Below are 20291 nucleotides of genomic sequence, written 5' to 3'. Positions count from 1 at the left end.
ATTTTATTGTTTTTTCTTAAAAATTCCGAGCTTCTCTATCCGTGCTGCCGCTTCTTTGATTCTGTCTTCAGGCACGAGAAGCCCAGCTCTTACATATCCTTCTCCGCATGGGCCAAACCCGCTCCCGGGAGCAACGGCAATGTGCGCGTTTTCGAGGAGATAGTCACTGAACTGCTCTGAGGTGAAGCCATCTGGAACTTTCAACCATGCGAAGAAAGATCCTTTCGGGGCTTCCACATCCCAACCAGCTTTGCGAAAGCCATCGATGAGAACTTTTCTTCTTGATTCATACAATCTGTTCAATTCCACTAGACAATCCTGTGGTCCTGACAAAGCCTCTGCAGCTGCTTTCTGGACAGCACCAAACAGGCTGACATAGAGATGGTCCTGGAAAAGATTGATTGCTTGTATGACACTCTTGTTCCCTGCTGCAAACCCAATACGCCATCCTGCCATACAGTATGTTTTCGACAACGTATAAATTTCTATCCCAATTTCTTTCGCACCAGGGGACTCGAGAAAGCTGACAGGCCTGTGGCTGTCAAAGCCAATTGCTCCATAGGCAAAATCATGAACCACACAAATCTCATTTTTACAGGCAAGCTCTACCGTTTCATCAAAAAATTCCCTGCTTGCCACCGCCCCAGTAGGATTGTTCGGATAATTAAGAAACATCAGCCTCGCGGCGGCTAGTAGATCATCTGACAGCTTACCGTAATCCGGAAGAAAATCATTTTCTTCAAGAAGGGGCATCATTTCCATTTTGGCATTTGCCATGGCCACACCGGACCAGTAGTCAGGGTAACCTGGATCTGGAACGAGAACAGTATCCCCGGGATTCAGTAAACATAAGGGTGCCTCCACCAAACCCGCCTTACCCCCGAAGAGAACTGCAATTTCTGTTTCAGGATCCAGCTCGACGTCATACTCGCGGAAATAGAATCCGGCAGCCGCCTCCCTGAAGGACTGAAGCCCTCTGAATGGAGAATAGCCGTGATTGCCTGGCATTTCAGCAGCTTCCTTTAACTTATGTATAATATGTCCAGGTGTCGGCTGATCAGGGTTGCCTTGCCCAAAGTTAATGACATCATGGCCTTTCGCTGCATGGGAAGCTATTTTTTTGACCAAGGAAACAAAGAACTGGTCCGGAAGACTCTTTAATAAGTCAGATTGAATAAACTCCATTTTTTCACCTGCCATCTTTTTTAATATTAATTTATTGGAAATATCTTAGTAAGTATTATACTTTAATATAAGGATATAAAGATAAAATTTTCAGAATCTTCACAGAGAGGCTGATATTCATGATATTTAAAATTTCCTGTATTCAAATGGATATAAAGTTCGGCGACTCTTCAGAAAACTTCAAGGAAGCGGAAAGGACGATTGCTGCTGCCGCTTCAATACAAGCCGATATAGCCGTCTTGCCAGAGCTTTGGACGACAGGGTATGACCTTCTCAATCTCAATAAAACTGCAGACCATGGAGCACGTGAAAGCCTTGCTTTTCTTTCACGCATGGCAAAACAGCATGGAATGCATATTGTTGGCGGATCTGTCGCTAACAGGACGGACAATGGAGTGGAAAACACAATGCTTGTGGTGGACAAAGGAGGAACACCTGTCCTGATGTACAGTAAAAGCCACTTGTTCAAGCTGATGGATGAGCATCTTTATTTAACTGCAGGCAGCGGGAAAGGGAATTTTGAACTTGACGGTCGCCAGCTAGCCGGACTGATTTGCTATGATATCCGCTTTCCAGAATGGATTCGTGCACATACAGCCATAGGTGCTGAACTGCTGTTTGTCGTTGCCGAATGGCCTTTGAAGCGTGTTGACCATTGGCGGGCTCTCCTAATCGCAAGAGCCATTGAAAATCAATGCTATGTGGTTGCCTGCAACCGGACCGGCTCTGATCCTAACAATGTTTTTGCTGGGCATTCAATGGTGATAGATCCTTGGGGAGATGTAGTGGCGGAAGCCGGAGAAGGAGCAGAAATCCTCACAGCTGAGATCGATTTAGAAAGGGTTGCCGAAGTTCGCAAGCAGATTCCTGTTTTCACTGACCGCAGGCCCGACCTGTATAACTAGGCTGCAAGAAGGAATAAAATAAGGCCGCCCTTTTGTGCGGCCTTATTTTTAATACTCTGCCTTTGCCCACATTTCTTCAGGGTTGAGCTCGTAAATACTGTTTTCGCGGTACATATAGTGATTGATGATGAATTCCCTGCGTATTGTCGCATAGTCTTCATGGAACTGCAGAATATATTCATTCAGCTCTTTCTCAGGATACTTCTTTCCTGCCTGCAAGCCCCTGACCAAATGTTCGTATACGACCAACTTCTTTTTCCTTTGGGCAGGAATGTTCTTCAGCCTGCCTTCTGTCGTGAAAAAGTTTTGAAGGATTTTTTGTTTTTCCGCCAAGTTTTCTCCCCTCTTTTCATCTTTAGAAATCATGCTTCCGAGGACCGCAGCCTGTTGCTTGATTACTGATTCATTGAGATAAAAGTATATGGTGTTCTTTTCCCTCCGCTCATAAATTACATTGATGTCACGCATTTTTTTCATATGGTGCGTGATGGTAGGAGGGGTTAGCCCAAGCTTTCCTGCAATAGCCTGGCCATGGAGTGGACCAGCCGCGAGCAAGAACACAATTCTAAGCCGGGTTGCATCCCCCATTGTTTTGTGGAATGCGACCATTCTATCAAGCTGCATAACAGCACCTCTTATTATTTAATGTTTATCTAATTAGATTTATATCAAATTACACTAACAGAGTCAAGAGGCGTATTCTCTTAAAAAAATTCCAGCCCGCAAAATGGGCTGGAATCGATATTTATTTCCCGGATTTAAAAGTGGCTCCTTCAAGAGTCAGTAGTTTATCTTTAATGTCTGTTCTTGTACCCGCATAGCCTGTCAGCGAACTGTTTTTGCCAATCACTCGATGGCACGGGACGATTACAGGCAGTTTGTTTGCCTTGTTGGCTTGTCCAACAGCACGGACGGCTTTCGGCCTGTCTGCAAGCACGGCAATATCCTGGTAACTTTTTGTCTGTCCGTATGGAATTTGCTGGAGCTGGCTCCATATATCCATTTGAAAGTCGGTACCTTTTTGCTCAAGCGGGAGTTTGAATATTTGTCGTTCTCCCCGAAAATATTCCATCATTTGCTTTTTAGCCTCGGCGAGAAGGGGGTCCGCTCTGTCTTCAGCAATGGCCGCAATATCCTCGTGTTGCAGGAAATCTTCTTCCCCAATATGGACAGCATTAATCCGCTTATTCTCCGATACAATGTACAATATACCTATTTCCGTTTCAAACATGACGTATTTACGCAAAGGTCATTTCACTCCTAAAGTAATAAAATGGCCCCTTCCCTCTCCTCTTTATTTTACTTTATTTTTCAATATTTTCCTATCGAAAAATTAAGAAGACTCGCTTCCCACTTCTCGTTCAATTTCTGGTCATTATGGTTTTTAATCTTGGCTGTGCTCTCAGGCGGGTGTTTCCAATTTTAACTTTTGGTTAATTAATTTTGTTTAACCATCCGGTTTATTGTTAAATTACCGGGTCGTTATCCTTTCATTTTTCTATTCAACCATCATATTTCCCGATTAAATGAATTATTCACCAATGGCAGTGTTCCTTAGACATGAAAAAGGCGCACTCTTTTAAGAGTGCACCATGGCCAAAATTATTATAAATACGGATTTTCATGCTTTGCGTTCAGCCGAAGCCATCTTTTTTCGACTTCAGCTTGGAACTCGGCAAGTAGTTCCCTGTTTTCTTCTTTTAAAAGATGCTTCGTTTTGCCCATATATTTAAGCCAGTCTGATAGAGGAATACTCTTATTTTTCACCTCAGGATTATAGGTGATGTTTGTGAAGCCTTCCTCCACCTCGTAAAGCGGGAAAAAGTTGCTGTTCACTGCCGCCTCGATGATTTTCTGGCCAAATCTATCCTCCGACTTCCAGTTCAGCGGACAGCTGATCAGGATTTTCCCGTACACCATGCCGACATTTTGAGCATACCATTGAGCTTTTGCCGCTTTCTTGACTAGGTCCTGAGGAAAAGCCTCTGTCCCGGTAAAAACATACGGAATATTGGTTGCCGCCATAATCTGTACAGTATCTTTATGATGGAATGCTTTGCCTTTCTGAGCCTTGCCAACATTCGATGTACTCGTCATATGGCCCATTGGAGTGGAATAGCTTAATTGCGAACCGGTATTCATGTATCCTTCATTGTCATATTCCAGGATTATCATTTTATGGTTCCGCAGCGCCGTTCCGATTGCAGACCCCATGCCGATATCCATTCCTCCATCCCCCGTTACCATGACGAAGGTGGCATCGCTGCTCACATCAATCTCGCCGCGCCGCTTCAGCTCATTGAATGCCTCAAGTGTCCCGGACAAAGTGGCTGCCCCGTTTTGGAATAAATTATGGATCATCGTCTGCTTATGGGACGTATAAGGGTATGAAGTGGTTACAACATAGGCACAGCCTGTTTGGAACAGTACAACAATATCACCTTCAATTCCCTTGAAAAACGTCTCGAGCCCACCAAAAATACCACAGCCCGGACACGCTCCGTGCCCTGGAGCAATCCGTTTTGGCTTTGAAGTTAATGCCCTGAGCGGCGGAATTTTCACTTTTAGGCGGCTTGTTTCTTCATCCTTTGCCACATGGATCAGACCGGATGTGAAAGATTCGCCATGCTCGGGAACAATCACAGGCTTCAGCTTGTTTTCCGGATTCCCCGGTACATGACCATAGTAATCAAACGGCTTTTCAGCATAACCTTTTTCCATTGCGTCAATGGCCATGTCAAAAAAGGCTTTTGCATCATCACCATAAAAATCCTTGCCTCCAAGACCGAACACTCTGCTTAGGACAATTGTTCCGTTCCCGCTGTCCTCCTGAAGCGCGGCTTTGACTTCCTGGGTGAGATTTGGCCCATGGGCTCCGTATGAATCAGCACGTTCCCCAACTAGCAGAGCCTTTACGTTTTTCAATGCATCCCGAATCTCCTCTGCTGGGAAAGGCCGAATGATATTTGGGCTGATGACGCCCGCCTTAATCCCGCGGCTCCTTAGCATATCAGCTGTATCCTTTGCTGATTCAGCAGCCGAATTAAGAAGAAACAGGGCAACTTCGGCGTCTTCCATTTTATATAGATCAAGCGCCTGGTAATTCCTTCCAGAAAGTTTGGTGTATTCTGCTGCTGCTTCCAAAAACACATCGGCTGCACGATACATTGCCTCCGACTGCTGGAAATGACTGTTGATCAAATCATCGCCATTCATATGTGCGCCAATGGTTACAGGCTTTTTCGGGTCTCTAGCAGCAGGATAGTCTGCCGGGCATTCTCCTACAAATTGCTGAACCACTTCCCGGCTTTTAAAATAATTCACACGCCGCTTCTGATGGGAAGTAAAAAACCCATCGTAGGCAACAATAACAGGAAGCCTGACATCCATATGCTCGGCAACCTTCAGCGCAATGATGTTTAAATCGTAAACAGCCTGAGGCGTCCTTGCCGCAAGGATGACCCAGCCTGAGTTCAATGCAAAATACAAATCGGAATGGTCGCCGCGAATATCAAGCGGCCCGGAAATTGCTCTCGTTACAAGGTTCATGACCATAGGAAAGCGTGTTCCGGACTGCACCGGAAGCTGCTCCAGCATATACATCAGACCATTGGCACTCGTTGCGTTAAATACACGGGCGCCAGTTGCTGCTGCCCCATAGCAAATACCTGCCGAGCCGTGCTCCCCGTCTGCCGGAATCAGAACGATATCATGCTCGCCTCTTGATTTCATCTGATCCAAGAACTGGGCAATTTCTGTAGAAGGAGTGATCGGAAAATATCCCATTAGGTGATAGTTGATTTGGGCGGCAGCCATTGCAGCCATTTCATTCCCTGACTCAAAGGTTACCACCTGCTCGGCAGCCTTTCTTTCCATTGTTGCGTCTTCCAGCATCGCCATTATTCAATCCTCCCATCGCTATATTGAAAATGATGTTTCACCTTATGTGTTTCCGCATAACCGAGCGTTTCCCTTAGCTCACTCAATGCTGTTGTCGGGCAGGCTTCCACACATTTCAGGCAGCCTTTGCAATATTGATAATCTATACCTTTCAGGAACATTTGGTTGCGTCCCCGTTTATCTGTCCCTTCCTCCCAGACAAAGCAAAAATCCGGACACGCTGTATCGCATGCAGCACAATGGATACAATCCTCAGCAGCATATTTTGGTAGGAAGCCTTGACGTGAACCGCTCAGATCTTTTTGAATACTGTTCGCCTGGGCTGTGAGGACACCTCCGATTTCCTGTGTACGATAGCCAAGCTGCGGGCGTGGGCGGGTGAATTCCCGGCTCTTCGCCTGGTCGTCCAATACATATGTTTGAAAGCGTACTTGATCGTAGCCTTTTTCAAATGTAGCTATATTAGGTGCAACAAAATGCGGGTACTTTTTCTCAAATGTCTTCCTGATTACGTCCTTCATAGCTTCCGGATCGAGAAAAGTGCAAATTCGATAAAGTGCGCCAAGCATGGCTGTATTAACTTTTGTCTTTTCCTCAACTGCAATTCCGAGTGCATCGACAACAGCAAGTGTGCCGTATTTGAACTGCAGGTCTTTTTTTATGCTCTCAAAGCTCCTTGTTGAGTTAACAAGAAGGATTCCCTGAGGTCCAAGGCCGCTTGCGACATCGACTGTTTTATACAAGGCTTCATGAAAGACCCCGACAAGATGCGGCTCCTCAATCGGACTGTGGACCCTTATTTCGGTTTCCGGGCTGCAAAGCCTGATGAAGCTTTTTACAGGGGAACCTTTTTTCTCAGATCCATAGGATGAGAAATTCGAGCCATTAAGTCCAAGACCAAGCACTGCTGCCTCTGCAAGCATTTTGCCTGCAAGATTAGCCCCTAGGCCACCAATCGATTCCAATCTAATTTCATAAAATCCTAACTCATTCGTTAACGGTAAAATCGACATACTTTCCCCCCTCGTTTTATAAGGAAAACCTTAAGTGAACATTCCCTTCTTCAATTGTAATCAAGATGTAAAAAAAACGCTGTGATCTATGTCAAACTTTCAAAAAAAGTTATTGGTACACTTTTCTAAAATAACCATAAAGCTATATTTGTAGCATGTTTGATAGCAGAAAAATCCCTAAACAGATATTCTAGATGAAATATAACAGCTTCTTTACAACCCCCTGACTCCGCAGGGGTTGGGCTTTTTTCCTAGTTTGTTTTTTTCAAGTGGAGGGTAAGAAGGAAAAGAAAAAACGGGGTTATTAGGGGGAACTATGAAAAAACGAGATTACTACTTTGACAATGCTAAATTCATCTTGATTTTCTTTGTGGTTTTCGGCCACCTTCTCCGATCCTTTATCGATGATAACGGAGTGATATACAATATCTACAAAGTAATTTACACCTTTCATATGCCTGCTTTTATCCTTGTATCAGGTTTTTTTGCACGAGGATTCAGTGAAAAAGGTTATATCATAAAAATTGCCAGGAAGCTGATTTTGCCCTATCTGATTTTCCAGATTATTTACTCAGTGTTCTACTATTTTCTTTACAACGAATCCAAGCTTGTCTTAAGTCCGCTTGACCCGCATTGGTCACTATGGTTCTTGATAAGTCTTTTCTTCTGGAATGTGCTTCTGATTGGCGTTTCCAAGCTTACACCAGCAGCAGGACTTGGCACCGCTCTCGTATTCGGTCTACTTTCGGGATATTTTGAAGGTCTCTCGAATTGGCTGAGCCTTTCGCGGACATTTGTGTTCTTCCCGATGTTTCTGCTTGGATACTACATGAACAAAGAACAGGTGATGATGCTGACAAGGCCACCATTTAAAATCACGGCAGCCCTGTCATTTGCTGCAGTCTTTGCCGGCTTTACATTATACCCAAATATTGATTATGAGTGGCTGCTCGGGTCAAAGCCGTATGCCTCGATGGAAACAGGTGCAGTTGCAGGAATGCTCATTCGTCTAGGGATTTATTTATTAAGCACTTGGATGGTGCTCAGCTTTCTGTCCATTGTCCCAAAGAAACAGTATTTCTTTACATCGCTCGGAAAAAACACTTTATACGTCTATTTGCTTCATGGCTTTTTTATCAGGGTTTTCCGGGAGAGCGGCGTCAAAAACTTTTTTACAGAGCCTGAGACCTTCCTGCTCCTTGCATTGATTGCCCTTCTTTTGACCCTTTTGCTGTCAAGCAATCCGGCGACAGCCCTTACGCAGCCAATTATCGAATTGAAACTATCAAGATTTTCTGCCTACAAGCTGAAAATCTCAATCTTTTTTAAAGCTTACCGAAAAAAAATACTGAGCAATTAACGAAGTAGAGGCTTGCCGATTTTGGCAGCCTCTTTCTTTTTTCTCTGTAATCGCCTATAATTAACTGTTAATCTTGGAATTCATAAGGAGACTTCGTGATGAAGATCATTTGTGCGACACTGAATGCAAAATACATTCACACCAATCTGGCAATCCGATATTTAAAAGCATATGCCCAGCCAGAATACGATATCGTTCTTGCTGAATATACGATTAAGGACCCCATCATCAATATCGTTTCGGACCTCATTCAAAAGAAACCTGATGTGATTGGATTCAGCTGCTACATCTGGAATATTGAAGAAACCATAAAAGTGATTCGGATGATAAAGAAAATTAACCCTTCAATTATGGTCATAGCCGGCGGTCCTGAAGTTACATATGATATTGCTGATTGGATGGAGGAAGTAACCGAGCTTGATTTCATCATTATTGGCGAAGGCGAACAGACATTCAAACAGCTTCTTGGAGAAATCGAGGGACAGAAAGAGTATATAAATGTTTCAGGGCTATGCTACCGCTCGGATGGTGAAATCAAGGTAAACCCGCAGCGGAACAAGCTTGATTTAAAGGAACTTCCTTCCCCGTACCGATTCCCTGAAGATAAAAAAGATCTATCCAAACGGATTACTTATGTGGAAACAAGCAGGGGCTGCCCGTTCAGCTGCCAATTTTGCCTTTCTTCCATTGAGGTTGGGGTAAGATACTTTGACAGGGAAAAAGTCAAAGACGATATCCGCTACCTTATGGAGAATGGTGCGCGGATCATCAAATTTGTTGACCGCACCTTTAATATCAGCAGGAGCTATGCAATGGAAATGTTCCGTTTCCTGATTGACGAGCATGTCCTTGGTACTGTCTTTCAATTTGAGATCACGGCAGACATTATGCGCCCGGAAGTCATTGAGTTTTTGAACAATGAGGCACCGCCTGGTTTATTCAGATTTGAGATTGGGGTTCAATCGACAAACGATCTTACAAATGAACTTGTTATGAGAAAACAGAATTTCGAAAAGCTGAAACGGACAGTAACAATGGTGAAGGAAGGCAGGAAGATCGACCAGCACCTTGACTTAATTGCAGGGCTACCTGAGGAAAATTATGAGTCCTTCAGGAATACCTTTAATGATGTATTTGCATTAAGGCCTGAGGAACTTCAGCTCGGATTTTTAAAAATGCTTCGGGGAACCGGTTTACGGCTTAGAGCGGAGGATCATCAGTATATATATATGGAACATTCGCCATATGAGATACTGGGGAATAACGTACTGCCGTTTGATGACATCATCAGGATCAAACAGGTCGAAGATGTGCTCGAAAAGTACTGGAATGACCACAGGATGAATGAAACCATTGAGTACTTGGTTACAAGGGTATTTGAGACTCCGTTCGATTTCTTCCAGGAATTCGGATCATTTTGGGAAGATCAGGGCTGGTCCCGAATCGGCCATCAGCTGGAGGATTTGTTCAAAAGACTGTATCAGTTCCTAAAGAGCAGGAATACTGAGAATTTGGATATTATCGAAGGCTTGATGAAGTATGATTACCTTTCAGGCAAAAAACAGCGTCCGCGCAAGCCATGGTGGGAAGTTGAAACAAACAAGCAGACCAGGTCCGATCTTTATAAGCAGCTCATTGGCACTGGTATGTTTCCGCAGCTTGAAATGCTTGGAGAAAAAGACTTGCATAAGCATACTGTAGTCGAAGAACTTTCTTTTGACATTGGGGAGTATCTTGCCAGTCGAACTGTCGAAAATAAACAATCTGTCTTGCTTGTTTATTTCGACCATAAAAAAGATACAACAGAATCCTTTACATGTACAAAAGAACAATTAAAGCCGGCTTAATAGCCGGCTTTAGCTTGTTGACATGAATGAATTCCATGACAAGGAAGCAATACGAAGCCTGCCTGGCCTGCCCGACATTTTCAATCACCAACCCATCCTCCATGTTTTACCCTGCAAAGCCAAAGCAACGCTTTTTCCTAAAGAAATGATGGGAAGAATCTGGCTGCTCTCCCTGAGAAGAGCCGGATTCTTCATTAACTAAAGTCGCCATATTTTCATTTAATATAGTTATTGGAATTTAAATACAGTTACTTGGAGTATAGTGGAAGTAATCAGGAATATACTGCACTTAATTAGGAATATATTATTCTTAACTGGGAATATATTATTTTTAACTGGGAATATATTGCTCTTAACCGGGAATATATTATTCTTAACCCGGAATATATTGCTCTTAATCGGGAATATTCCGTTTCACAGAGTCTCCGACAATGTATAAGACAGTTCCGTAACCGGTTAGATATTCCAAAAGATAAGGGATTCTATCCCTTGTGACGATAAAATGAATCAAATTGTAGACAAACCCCTTTATCGAAAAGTTTTCTGAAGAAAAAGGGGCTTTTTTAATTGCATATTTTGGGTCTATCTTGTGCACGATTTCAATATATTGATCCGGTAGTAATTATAAAAAATGGCTGTCGACTTTGTCGACAGCCTGAAGCCGGCTTAATAGCCGGCTTTTGTCTTGTTATTTTTTTTCGGGTGCTTTTTTTCCGGAAAAGGTTGTTCATACATTTTCGAGGCGTTAATATCGCCAAATTCCATGCCGAATTCAACATTCGTATTAGCCTGCTGCTTTCGCTCCTGATTTTTCTTCATATCAAGATCGCCCTTTCCTGCCCTGTTTAGAATTCCTGTTTGCAAATTTGCCCGTTTCTTCCCCGTGTGAAAACTCCGGGGTGAAATCTGATTCCTCGTTGTTTTGATGCGGTGTCTTGGAATACTTTTCAACAGCATTACGCTCTGCTTTCCGCTTCGCCATAGATCTCCCGCCTTTTGTGTGAAGTATGTTACAGCTATAGCGTTATCCAATCTAGAAGGAATATGAGCGGAAATGGCTTCCTAAGACTACATCCCTTTTTCTCGTCATAAATAATCTCTCTTTCGCAAAAGATAGTGAAAAAAGGATGGGATTGAAATGACAAACAAAAATCAACAATCAAATCATGACGGGCAAGGAATCGATGAAACGCTCCCGCACCAAATCAATGCCCCTAGCTTTAAAGGAACAGGAATAAGCATGCAGCCGCCTTTTACCAACAGCCATGGCGTTGTCATCGGGGACAGCAGTTACTCCTCCGAAAATTCACCACTTGAAAACTGGTCTGAAGAAACAGACCCCGAAACGATGGCCGGAGATGAATGGATTCACCCAACAAACGACATCGGCTGGAATACAGCCGAAAACAGGGATTTACTCGAAAAAATGAAAAAACCAAATGCTTATCCATTCATGCATCCTCAAATCGATGTCAGCAAGGGGCAGGACTGACTAGCCGATGATGACCTTCTCCTTCGGAAAATGGTATTGAGAACTTTTTTGGCTTCCCGCCATGGAAACAAGGAAAGAAACAATGCCAACTCTTCCGATAAACATCAGAACCATGATCACAGTTTTACCAATCGGGCTTAAATCCGGTGTAATCCCCATGGAGAGACCGCTAGTTCCGAAAGCTGAAGCCACTTCAAAGATGATTGAAATCAGTGCGTGGTTTTCAGTAATGGTCAAAATCATCGTTGAAACAAAGCAGAGAATCAGCGCCATGATGGTAACAACAAGAGACTTCACAATATCTTCTTCCATCAGTTCGCGCCTAAAGATTTTAATGGAACGGTTTCCTTTTCCATAATGGTACAGAAACAACAGGTTTAAGGCAAAAGTGGTTGTCCTAATACCACCGCCGACAGAACTTGGAGACGCACCAATAAAAATTAAACCGCTGACGACCATGAGAGTGGGGATGGACAATTCATTCATTTCTATTGTCGCAAGGCCGGCACTCCTTGTACTTACAGATTGGAAGAGCGAATAGAAAAATGCTTCATGCCAAGGCATGCCTGAAAAAAAGTGGTTGGCCTCAAGCAATAGAATGGCCAGCGTTCCGAAAACAAGTAGTCCCATAAATGTAACTGTCGTTATTTTCGTAAAGAGGCTAAGCCTAATTCTGTTCTGCCTGTTCCGATACTTGAAAAATTCCTTCAGCTCAATCAGCACAGGAAATCCAATGGCACCCGAAATAATAAGGATGATGGTAACTGACTGAATGAAATAGTCTTTGGCAAAAGGAATCATTGACTCCCCTGTAATATCGAACCCTGCGTTCGTAGTAGCACTAATGGATAAAAACAATCCATGAAGATAAGCCTCCTGCCAATCTGGATAGTACCGCAGGAAATATGTACCTAAAGTCACAGCTCCAGCCATTTCAATCAAAAGTATCAATACGAGGATGCTTTTCAGATGTTTGACAAGGCCTGAAAGTCCAATTTGGTTCTGATCCGTCATGATCAGCCTTCTCTCTCTAAGACCGATTTTCTTCTTCAGAATCAGCCAAAAAAAAGTGCCGAGCGTCATAATCCCTATTCCGCCAAATTGGAAAACAAACATGAGCACAAAGTTTCCGGTAATCGTAAATGTCTCTGAAATATTAACCGTCGACAGGCCGGTTACACTAACAGCGCTTACTGACGTGAACAAAGCATCAGCAAAAGAGAGCTTCTCACCTTCCTTTATACAGACGGGAAGACTGAGCATCAGCGTTGATATGAGCACTGCCACAAGATAGTAAAGCATAATCATTTGGGCTGGAGACAAACGTCTCACAGATTGCCTCATTTTTCGGAACATAATGATTAAATCCTTTCTGACAAACCGGATTAGGGGAATTGCCATCATAATGACATCAATTTAAATCATATCTAAACCTGCACTTTTTTTAAAGGACAAAACATTTCATAGATAATCATTACCATACATCATAGAGAAGAAACAGAAGACAATAAGGAGTGCAGAGACATTCTCTGTTAATTAAGCAAGGAGTTGAAAATAATGGCCAGAAGTTCAAATAAACTGCTAGTCCCTGGTGTCGATCAATTCCTCGACCAGGTGAAATATGAAATCGCCCAGGAATTTGGCGTCCAGCTTGGTTCTGACACTGTATCACGCGAAAACGGGTCAGTAGGCGGCGAAATTACGAAACGCCTCGTGCAACAAGCACAGGCAGAAATCGCGGGAAGAAACCAACAATAAAATATTATCATGGAAAAAAGTCCGGAATTTAGATTCCGGACTTTTAACTGTTAATATTCAAAGCGCCAATCCCACCGATTGTTCTTATTCTTGTGGCTGTTTCTTTTCTTATCTTTTTTTCCTGAAGCATTTTTTTCCTTATCCTTGCCATTTCCATTTCCGTTCTTGGCTTTGTCACGGCCATAACCATTGCCCGGCTTGTCTGCGTTCACTACCTTTTCCGGCTGTTCAGGTCGGGGGACGTCGGATTCGACTTTGTTTCCTCCCGGCCCTTTATCGGGCTTTTTTTTATCACTTTCCCTCGGAGTCTGTTCCTGTCCGTTTGGTTGAATCAGACGATTTTGCCCTTGATTCCCGTTGGAAGGTGGACGGTTGCTGTTTTTATTTTGATCCTTATTCCCCTTAACCGGCGGAAGGTTGGTTGCCGGCTTGGAGGTTTCTGGCCGCCTCGCTCCATTTTCATTTTGCTTCGGCTTATTGTTTTCACCATTTGTAGCCGGGGCTGTGACATTTTCAGAACTGCCGCTATATCCAAGAGATTCTTTGCTCGCAGGCTTTCCATTAGCATGCGGCTTTTCTTCCTTCACAGGATGTTTGGCTTTTCCATGATTAGCCTTTACCGGCTTTTGCTTATGCTTATCAAGCTGTTTCTCTTTATACAGCCCTGGGGTTAGACCTTGCTGTTTAGCCATCTTGCGTTCTTTCTCCGTTGCAGAAAGAACGGTAACCTCTATGTTTTCATCTTCAGTGGCAGCCTTAATTTCTTTGAGTGCCGTCTGAAGTTTTTTTCCCGGTTTCCCGTCTTCTGTGGGAACTGCAGCAATCAGAACATCTTTGTTCTTTTTCATGTATCCTTGTTCCTTTATTTCTGTAAGCACTAAGTTTGCTACCGTTGAAGCGTCTTGTTTTTTCCAGCCTTTTAAACCAGAAAGGATCGCTTCTCCATCCTTGTTATAAGCTTTTATGTTAATAACTTCTAATTTTTCATTCAAACCCATTTCTACGCTGGGATTCACATCAATCGACATATATGCATATACATGCCCGCTTTGATACAGCGGGACTGAAAAAGCCAATAACAGAATAACAGCAGCAATTAAAGCACCTGCTTTTCCATTGCTCAGCATTTTCAAAAAAGACATAGCCTTTTCACGTTTGCTGTTTTTTCCGAGCTCCATCGGAAAAAACTGAATTTCTCCGCCAAGCGGATAATCCTGCCGAAGCTTGCGAGTCCTCATAAATTCGCCCTCAGGGGTCAACAATGTCACATAAAGATCATTGACTTCAAGGATGATTCCCTTTCTCATGTTCGAGCACCCCTTTTATGTAGTCCCTTAAATAAGTATAATCCCCAATTAAAATAAGTGCGACGGCAATAATGTATTTTCTGTTACGCTCTACGGTTTTCCTGCTGACATCCACCATCGATTCAAGCTGTTTGATAGGAAGGCGTTTCTTTTCGAGCAGCAGATTTCTCAGCTTCTCTTTCTTATAAAGGATCCATGCGACCTCCATGGCATTTTTACGGGCATCTGCGTGCTTCGGCGATTGCTCGACCAAATCGCTGAAGGAAAGATCAAACTCTTTCAGTACCTGCTGAAACTGGATAATCTCGTCCCTTCGACGTTCCTCATCTGACTTTTTCCGATAGTTCTCTATCGATAGTTCATCCTCAATCGTTGTCCTTGGCGTATCATCATCATACATCTCATTTGCCAAAGTTAAGCTCAACGCCTGATTTTTTGTCTGTTTCCTTATATAATCAATGACCCTCCGCTTGACAAGTACCTCCGCGAAACTCAAAAGGGAGTTGCCTTTCTCGGGTGTATACTTTTGGATGGCCTCATTAAAAGCGATCAGTCCAATGCTAAATTCATCGTCGGAATCACTTATGTACCTCTTACAGACTGATGAAACTGTCTTGGCAATGAAAGGTTTATAGGATTTGATTAAGTCATCTCGCAGTTTTAGGTCGCCCTGCTGGATCTTGGCGACCTTTTCCTCTAGCGTCAGTTTGGGCTTTTTGGCCAAGAACAATAAACTCAGCATCGGTCTCACCTCTTTCCTCCCCACATTATACCATACGTTGTCAATTTAACATGTGGGGCGCGGGAACGGAAAAGATAGCCTAAATAGACTGGCTATCTTCCAAGTTTACTGTTCGAGCAGTTTAGTTCTTGCCTTTACCATTGTTGCTTTTGGCCGTTCCTTGCTTTGCCTGCTGGCGCGCTGCTTTAACCTCTTGTTTAGCCTGCTGGTGCTGGACTTTTACTTGCTGTTTAGCCTCCTTACGCTGGACTTTGATCTCCTGACGAGCCTCTTTTCGCTGCATTTGCTGCTCTTGCTTCGGCTGGGTTACTTGAGGCTGGACTGGCGCTTCTGGTTTTTTTGCTTCAGGCTGCTCTACATTGACAGCATCATCTTGAACTGGATCTGGCAGGGCCGGTATCGTTTGATCTTTATCCTCTGTCGTTTTGCCAATTTTCTTTGTTGCTTTTTTCTCAGCCTTTTCTTTCTGCTTTTCTTCTTTCTTTACTGCTTTTGCAAATGTTTTCTCGATGTTTTTTTGCAGAGCTTCTTTAGCTTTTGGATTCTTCACATGCCCAAGTGCCGCAGTAAGGGCAATGATATTATTCCTTACTTCTTTTTGTACTTCTTCTACGCCTTCTTGATCGTCTGCTTTAGACTCGTCTGAACCTGTATCTGTTTCGTCAGCAGGTGCCAGGTCAGAATCTGCTTGATCTTCTTTATTATCGGCATCTGTTTCGGTTTTTTCATCAATATACTCTTGAGTTGATTCGATATATTGGATTGCCTCTTCTATGACATCAAGCGCCTCTTCTTCCTTTCCTTCTGCAAACAATGCACCGGCTTCAGCAAGTCTTTCAGAAGCATATTCAGCCAAAAGCTTCGCTTCTTTAGTTTCATCGAAGGTAAAAGCAAGCCTGATTTTCTCCATGGAAATTTTCGCAAAGTAGAAGAAGTCCCCAGGAATTAAGGTTGGTTTTTCAGCATTGTCATCCTTTATTTCCTGATCATCTGCGGCTTCTAGATCTGCCGGTAGACTATCATTTACGTTCAGTCCTTCCACATTTTGAAGATCGACCGTCTCTGTGTCTTTCTCATTCTCGTCTGCCAAAGCCATCGCTGGTGCAAAAGTAAAAGTTCCAGCAAGGACAAGTGCAAGGGTACTTTTTGTGATTTTCTTCATTTCGCTGCTGTTGAATCTTTTCATTCGTTTCACCCCTAGTATTGTTAAGCGGCCGCTTTTCACTAAAACGTTACGAGTGGTGTTGTAAAGCTATGGGGGTTATCAAAATAAAAAAATTTCTCTCCTGGTCAACTGATTTTTCGAAATCGTTCCTGGTAGCGAATAAGCAATTCCCTGATCATCCACCCCGATAGAAGGCCGGGAATTAAAAAAAGCATAGGTAAAAAGACAGGGCCCAGTGAAATCCCAAAAATCGTAATTTTGGATGATATCATTAACCCTACTGTTACAAAATATGCAATGAAGACGAAAGGGAGAAAGTCATAACGTGAACTCTCTTTTGAGGCCGACTTGTATGCATCCCACATCGCAAACATATAAATACAAGGGTAAAACAGGAGCCATTGATAATCGATCACCTGAAAAGCCTCCTCTATTTCCCAGAGAAAGCTATGCATGATCGCCTCATTGAAATTGCTGTTAACGTTTATAAGAAACTCCAGGAATACTAAAAGAGCACCTTTTAGGAATTTCCCTCCGAGCAATTGGGCGAAGCCGGGTAAAGCGACACTCCAAAGAGTAGCTTCAAGTCTTGTCAATCGGTCCATAATAGTTTCCACTTCCAATTTCCATTCTATAATATGTACAGAAAAGCTCGATTTTTTAGGGCGCGATTTCTTCTTAGGGTGCTCATGAAACGATGGTTTTATTTCTGTTTCCGAAAAAGAGATGAGTACAAATACTTTGTCGTTCCAAATAAAAAGCCGTCCATTTGGACGGCTTTCTACATTCATTTTGACCTCTTTAAAAGGGCTAGATAGCTCTTGACAAATTTAGGCCAGTCTCGTTTCTCCTTGAAATAGCTTTGGAACAGCTGCAAGAACAATGGATATTTTCCTCTGTAAGGATACCACTGAATTTCAGCAGCATTCTTCCCCGTATCCTCAACAATTGCTTTTTCATGGCAAAACATGCGTAAACCGCCACTTCCGTGATACCGGCCTATACCACTTTCTTTCGCGCCGCCAAACGGCAAGCCATGGTTAGCAACAGAAATAATAACATCATTGATTACTACCGCGCCCGATACAAGCTGGGAAGCTACCCTGCGCGCTTTTTCCATATCCCTTGACCATACGCTTGCATTCAGCCCGAATACAGTGCCATTTGCCATTGAAACAGCTTCATCTTCACTGTCAAACGGAACAACTGGAAGCAGCGGCCCAAAAGTTTCTTCCTGAATGATTTTCATGTCTTGCGTAACATTCGTGACAATTGTCAGGGGAAGAAACATATCATCACCCCACTCCGCTGGGGACGTTCCGGTTTCAAGAACCGCTCCATTTTGGATAGCTTCTTCCAACTGCCCCCTGACAATTTCTCTTTGTGCAGGAAAAGTCATAGAACCAATGTCAGCTTCTTCTCCTGTACCCTGTCGTAAAATCCCTACTTCCTCTTTCAAACGCTGCAGAAATTCCGGGTAAACAGAACGTTCCACATACAGTCTTTCAGCACTCATGCAAACCTGTCCGCTGTTTGTAAAAGCACCCCAGACCGCTCCCTTCGCAGCTCTTTCAAGATTGGCATCTGCAAACACAATCATAGGATCTTTTCCGCCTAGTTCAAGCGTTGTGGGGATAAGGTCCCTCGCCGCCTGTTCCTGGATGATTTTTCCAGTTCTAACAGAACCAGTGAAAAAGATGTAGTCCGGCTTCCCTTTCGTAAAAGCTGCACCCACTTCTTTTCCGCCGTGAGCGACTTGAACCGTATTTTGCGGAAATTCTGCTTGTGCAAATAATTCTTCAATGCATTTTCCGACAAGCGGAGTGACTTCGGAGGGTTTCAAGATCACGGAATTTCCTGCTGCGAGTGCGCTGATTATCGGGACCATCGCGAGCTGGAAAGGATAATTCCAGGGAGAAATCACTAGGACAACGCCTCTTGGCATGTATTCTATAAATGATTTTTTCCCGAAAAGAAGTACCGGTGTGCTGATTTTTTGCCTCCTAAGATCCTTTTCTGAATGTTTAATAATATGGTCTATAGAATCAAGGGTCGGCATTATATCTGCAACTATTGCTTCGGTCAGTGGTTTGCCTGTATCGTCGGATATCGTCCTTGCAATGCTGTCCATCTCGTCAACCATGACCGATTTCAGCTTTTTGAGATATGTCAGGCGGGCTGTAATGCTGATGTCACTCCACTTAGATGAAGCCCTCCGGGCCCTGCTGTAGGATTCCGAAACCTGATGAAGCGGTGTTTCTTTAATATCAGCCAGCTTTTTGCCGGTGGCTGGTGATATTGCGGGCAACAAACCTGGCTGTTTCACTGAATGCATATTAATTCACCTTTTTCTAAACAATTTTAATCCTGTATGTTGGTTCATTTTTCTTCTTCATATAAAAATCAGCCATTGATGAAATACCTTCCTTAAAATCGGGGCACTGAATGCCGGAGCCTTTCAAGTCATCCTGTGCCTGGGTACAATCAAATTCCCCTAACCATGTAAAATAATCAAGCGCTTCTTTCTCGACACCAAGATATTTCCTTACTGTGCTTAACTGAAGTCCAGCTTTTGCCAGCCCAATCGGAAGCGTTCCCTTAGGTTTCTTGTTCAGCAATTCAAACAGCATCATTTCGTAAATTTCTGATACACTGTATGGCTTTGGGTCTGTAAGATGGTATGTTCTGCCCGCACTCTTTTCCAAAAGAGTTAAAAAAGCTGCGGCTTCAATAATATAGTCGACAGGAACCAGATTGACAACTGCTTTGCTTGTTCCCATCCTTGGCAGCCAGGGCATAAAGCGAAGCCGGTCAATGAAATTCATAATGAAATACGGGCCGTCAAATTTGATAGTTTCACCAGTCCTCGAGTTTCCTTTGACAATCCCGGGCCTGATGATAGTAACCGGGACAGCAGCTTTCATTTTTTCAACAAGACCCTCGGCCTCAAACTTTGTCTCTTCATAGTAGTTTTTAAAACCAGGAGGGCGGACCAATTCGTCCTCGTACAGTATACCTTCCCTTTTTCCAGCAACGTAAGCGGTGCTAAAGTATGTGTATCTTTGAATATTTTTCATTCCTTTGACCCATTCATTCACATTCCTAGTCCCTTCAACATTCACGCGAAAAGCGGCATCTTTCGGAACGGCAAGATCATAAATTGCTGCCAAATGGAAAACATGTGTAACCTTCTCCTTCAATTCTCCCATATCCACTGTTGATATGGCTAGCCCCGGAACAGTAATATCTCCCTCAATCAATCGGAACTGCCCATCTTCAAGGGAAAATTCCTGCATGATAGCATGTCGTTCTGATTTCGCCCGTTCTGCCATCGCAGGCAAAACTAGCACATATACATTCCCATAGCATTTGGACAGCATTTCCCTAATCAGCTGATTACAAATAAACCCTGGAAACCCTGTGAAAAAATATCCCTGTTCCATCGAAGCACTCCTTCAACCTTTATTACCTATTATTGTAATGCCGGGAAGATGTGCAGGCAAATATCTTTGCTGAAAATTCAGATTTTTTATTTAACTTGCTGCTGAATCTTAATGTTTGGCGGCTGTTTGGTTGATGTATCGGTGAAGTTGATCGGTTTATCATGCCGGTTGGTT

At 43.3% G+C, this 20291-nt stretch carries 20 protein-coding genes; 5 read left to right on the top strand and 15 right to left on the bottom strand.

Annotated features, from left to right (window positions below):
* Positions 1-3: 3 nt before the first annotated feature.
* Positions 4-1185 (bottom strand): pyridoxal phosphate-dependent aminotransferase, encoded by a 1182-nt coding sequence (locus D1970_RS02835; protein ID WP_119111369.1) that lies wholly within the window; start codon positions 1183-1185, stop codon positions 4-6.
* A gap of 119 nt (positions 1186-1304) precedes the next feature.
* Between D1970_RS02835 and D1970_RS02830 the strand changes: the two genes are divergently transcribed.
* A complete protein-coding gene (locus tag D1970_RS02830; protein ID WP_119111368.1) occupies positions 1305-2090 on the top strand; it encodes a carbon-nitrogen family hydrolase in 786 nt (261 codons plus the stop codon).
* A 48-nt stretch (positions 2091-2138) separates the two neighbouring features.
* Here the strand turns inward: D1970_RS02830 and D1970_RS02825 are convergent, their stop codons facing one another.
* The 4 genes from D1970_RS02825 to D1970_RS02810 form a co-directional block, all read right to left on the bottom strand.
* Complete coding sequence (locus D1970_RS02825; protein ID WP_119111367.1) at positions 2139-2714, bottom strand: DUF2087 domain-containing protein; 576 nt, start codon at positions 2712-2714, stop codon at positions 2139-2141.
* Positions 2715-2835: 121 nt separating this feature from the next.
* Complete coding sequence (locus D1970_RS02820; protein ID WP_281373506.1) at positions 2836-3336, bottom strand: methylated-DNA--[protein]-cysteine S-methyltransferase; 501 nt, start codon at positions 3334-3336, stop codon at positions 2836-2838.
* A gap of 359 nt (positions 3337-3695) precedes the next feature.
* A complete protein-coding gene (locus D1970_RS02815; protein WP_119111366.1) occupies positions 3696-5990 on the bottom strand; it encodes a thiamine pyrophosphate-dependent enzyme in 2295 nt (764 codons plus the stop codon).
* On the bottom strand, positions 5990-7003 hold the full coding sequence (locus D1970_RS02810) for a 2-oxoacid:acceptor oxidoreductase family protein (RefSeq protein ID WP_119111365.1): 1014 nt from the start codon (positions 7001-7003) through the stop codon (positions 5990-5992). The genes D1970_RS02815 and D1970_RS02810 overlap by 1 nt, the downstream gene beginning before the upstream one ends.
* A gap of 316 nt (positions 7004-7319) precedes the next feature.
* Here D1970_RS02810 and D1970_RS02805 point away from each other — a divergent pair, with 316 nt between their 5' ends.
* Positions 7320-8363: an acyltransferase family protein gene (locus D1970_RS02805; RefSeq protein ID WP_119111364.1), complete on the top strand. Its 1044-nt coding sequence runs from the start codon at positions 7320-7322 to the stop codon at positions 8361-8363.
* Between the two features lie 98 nt (positions 8364-8461).
* Positions 8462-10210 carry a B12-binding domain-containing radical SAM protein gene (locus D1970_RS02800; protein WP_119111363.1) on the top strand — a complete coding sequence of 583 codons (1749 nt, stop codon included), beginning with the start codon at positions 8462-8464 and terminating at the stop codon, positions 10208-10210.
* Here the strand turns inward: D1970_RS02800 and D1970_RS22185 are convergent.
* The 3 genes from D1970_RS22185 to ykzP form a co-directional block, all read right to left on the bottom strand.
* The gene (locus D1970_RS22185; protein WP_181213284.1) at positions 10176-10313 is read right to left on the bottom strand and encodes a hypothetical protein; all 138 of its coding nucleotides are present in this window, start codon (positions 10311-10313) and stop codon (positions 10176-10178) included. The genes D1970_RS02800 and D1970_RS22185 overlap by 35 nt on opposite strands.
* Positions 10314-10876: 563 nt before the next feature.
* Positions 10877-11029: a protein YkzE gene (ykzE, locus tag D1970_RS22180; protein ID WP_181213285.1), complete on the bottom strand. Its 153-nt coding sequence runs from the start codon at positions 11027-11029 to the stop codon at positions 10877-10879.
* Position 11030: 1 nt separating this feature from the next.
* A complete protein-coding gene (gene ykzP / locus D1970_RS22175; RefSeq protein WP_181213286.1) occupies positions 11031-11192 on the bottom strand; it encodes a protein YkzP in 162 nt (53 codons plus the stop codon).
* A 156-nt stretch (positions 11193-11348) separates the two neighbouring features.
* Between ykzP and D1970_RS02795 the strand changes: the two genes are divergently transcribed.
* Entirely contained in the window at positions 11349-11702 is a 354-nt protein-coding gene (locus D1970_RS02795; protein WP_119111362.1) for a DUF3905 domain-containing protein, read from the top strand.
* Here D1970_RS02795 and D1970_RS02790 read toward each other — a convergent pair whose 3' ends face one another.
* The gene (locus tag D1970_RS02790; protein ID WP_119111361.1) at positions 11703-13058 is read right to left on the bottom strand and encodes a TrkH family potassium uptake protein; all 1356 of its coding nucleotides are present in this window, start codon (positions 13056-13058) and stop codon (positions 11703-11705) included.
* Positions 13059-13259: 201 nt separating this feature from the next.
* Between D1970_RS02790 and D1970_RS02785 the strand changes: the two genes are divergently transcribed.
* Positions 13260-13460, top strand: a complete 201-nt coding sequence (locus D1970_RS02785; RefSeq protein ID WP_119111360.1) for an alpha/beta-type small acid-soluble spore protein — start codon at positions 13260-13262, stop codon at positions 13458-13460.
* 50 nt (positions 13461-13510) lie between these two features.
* Here the strand turns inward: D1970_RS02785 and D1970_RS02780 are convergent, their stop codons facing one another.
* The 6 genes from D1970_RS02780 to D1970_RS02755 all read right to left on the bottom strand — a co-directional run bounded on the left by D1970_RS02780 (position 13511) and on the right by D1970_RS02755 (position 20117).
* Entirely contained in the window at positions 13511-14767 is a 1257-nt protein-coding gene (locus D1970_RS02780) for an anti-sigma-I factor RsgI family protein (protein ID WP_119111359.1), read from the bottom strand.
* On the bottom strand, positions 14745-15509 hold the full coding sequence (sigI, locus tag D1970_RS02775; RefSeq protein ID WP_119111358.1) for an RNA polymerase sigma factor SigI: 765 nt from the start codon (positions 15507-15509) through the stop codon (positions 14745-14747). Before sigI ends, D1970_RS02780 begins: the two co-directional genes overlap by 23 nt.
* Before the next feature lie 121 nt (positions 15510-15630).
* Positions 15631-16695, bottom strand: a complete 1065-nt coding sequence (locus tag D1970_RS02770; protein WP_119111357.1) for a DUF5667 domain-containing protein — start codon at positions 16693-16695, stop codon at positions 15631-15633.
* 104 nt (positions 16696-16799) lie between these two features.
* Positions 16800-17465 carry a hypothetical protein gene (locus tag D1970_RS02765; RefSeq protein WP_310648608.1) on the bottom strand — a complete coding sequence of 222 codons (666 nt, stop codon included), beginning with the start codon at positions 17463-17465 and terminating at the stop codon, positions 16800-16802.
* The gene (locus D1970_RS02760) at positions 17462-19009 is read right to left on the bottom strand and encodes an aldehyde dehydrogenase family protein (protein ID WP_119111356.1); all 1548 of its coding nucleotides are present in this window, start codon (positions 19007-19009) and stop codon (positions 17462-17464) included. Before D1970_RS02760 ends, D1970_RS02765 begins: the two co-directional genes overlap by 4 nt.
* Before the next feature lie 16 nt (positions 19010-19025).
* Positions 19026-20117 (bottom strand): SDR family oxidoreductase, encoded by a 1092-nt coding sequence (locus D1970_RS02755; protein ID WP_119111355.1) that lies wholly within the window; start codon positions 20115-20117, stop codon positions 19026-19028.
* Between the last annotated feature and the right edge of the window lie 174 nt (positions 20118-20291).

It is taken from the genome of Mesobacillus zeae (assembly GCF_003570705.1).
In the GTDB taxonomy this organism is placed as follows: Bacteria; Bacillota; Bacilli; order Bacillales; family Cytobacillaceae; genus Mesobacillus_C; species Mesobacillus_C zeae.
The sequence above is the reverse complement of the archived record's forward strand: the minus strand, read 5'-3'. Positions and strand labels throughout refer to the sequence as shown.

Bases quoted from the DNA above. Each gene is read 5' to 3' on its own strand.
- D1970_RS02835 (WP_119111369.1), bottom strand. From the start codon at position 1,185: ATGGAGTTTATTCAATCTGACTTATTAAAGAGTCTTCCGGACCAGTTC.
- D1970_RS02830 (WP_119111368.1), top strand. From the start codon at position 1,305: ATGATATTTAAAATTTCCTGTATTCAAATGGATATAAAGTTCGGCGAC.
- D1970_RS02825 (WP_119111367.1), bottom strand. From the start codon at position 2,714: ATGCAGCTTGATAGAATGGTCGCATTCCACAAAACAATGGGGGATGCA.
- D1970_RS02815 (WP_119111366.1), bottom strand. From the start codon at position 5,990: ATGGCGATGCTGGAAGACGCAACAATGGAAAGAAAGGCTGCCGAGCAG.
- D1970_RS02810 (WP_119111365.1), bottom strand. From the start codon at position 7,003: ATGTCGATTTTACCGTTAACGAATGAGTTAGGATTTTATGAAATTAGA.
- D1970_RS02805 (WP_119111364.1), top strand. From the start codon at position 7,320: ATGAAAAAACGAGATTACTACTTTGACAATGCTAAATTCATCTTGATT.
- D1970_RS02800 (WP_119111363.1), top strand. From the start codon at position 8,462: ATGAAGATCATTTGTGCGACACTGAATGCAAAATACATTCACACCAAT.
- D1970_RS22185 (WP_181213284.1), bottom strand. From the start codon at position 10,313: ATGGAGGATGGGTTGGTGATTGAAAATGTCGGGCAGGCCAGGCAGGCT.
- ykzE (WP_181213285.1), bottom strand. From the start codon at position 11,029: ATGAAGAAAAATCAGGAGCGAAAGCAGCAGGCTAATACGAATGTTGAA.
- ykzP (WP_181213286.1), bottom strand. From the start codon at position 11,192: ATGGCGAAGCGGAAAGCAGAGCGTAATGCTGTTGAAAAGTATTCCAAG.
- D1970_RS02795 (WP_119111362.1), top strand. From the start codon at position 11,349: ATGACAAACAAAAATCAACAATCAAATCATGACGGGCAAGGAATCGAT.
- D1970_RS02790 (WP_119111361.1), bottom strand. From the start codon at position 13,058: ATGTTCCGAAAAATGAGGCAATCTGTGAGACGTTTGTCTCCAGCCCAA.
- D1970_RS02785 (WP_119111360.1), top strand. From the start codon at position 13,260: ATGGCCAGAAGTTCAAATAAACTGCTAGTCCCTGGTGTCGATCAATTC.
- D1970_RS02780 (WP_119111359.1), bottom strand. From the start codon at position 14,767: ATGAGAAAGGGAATCATCCTTGAAGTCAATGATCTTTATGTGACATTG.
- sigI (WP_119111358.1), bottom strand. From the start codon at position 15,509: ATGCTGAGTTTATTGTTCTTGGCCAAAAAGCCCAAACTGACGCTAGAG.
- D1970_RS02770 (WP_119111357.1), bottom strand. From the start codon at position 16,695: ATGAAAAGATTCAACAGCAGCGAAATGAAGAAAATCACAAAAAGTACC.
- D1970_RS02765 (WP_310648608.1), bottom strand. From the start codon at position 17,465: ATGAATGTAGAAAGCCGTCCAAATGGACGGCTTTTTATTTGGAACGAC.
- D1970_RS02760 (WP_119111356.1), bottom strand. From the start codon at position 19,009: ATGCATTCAGTGAAACAGCCAGGTTTGTTGCCCGCAATATCACCAGCC.
- D1970_RS02755 (WP_119111355.1), bottom strand. From the start codon at position 20,117: ATGGAACAGGGATATTTTTTCACAGGGTTTCCAGGGTTTATTTGTAAT.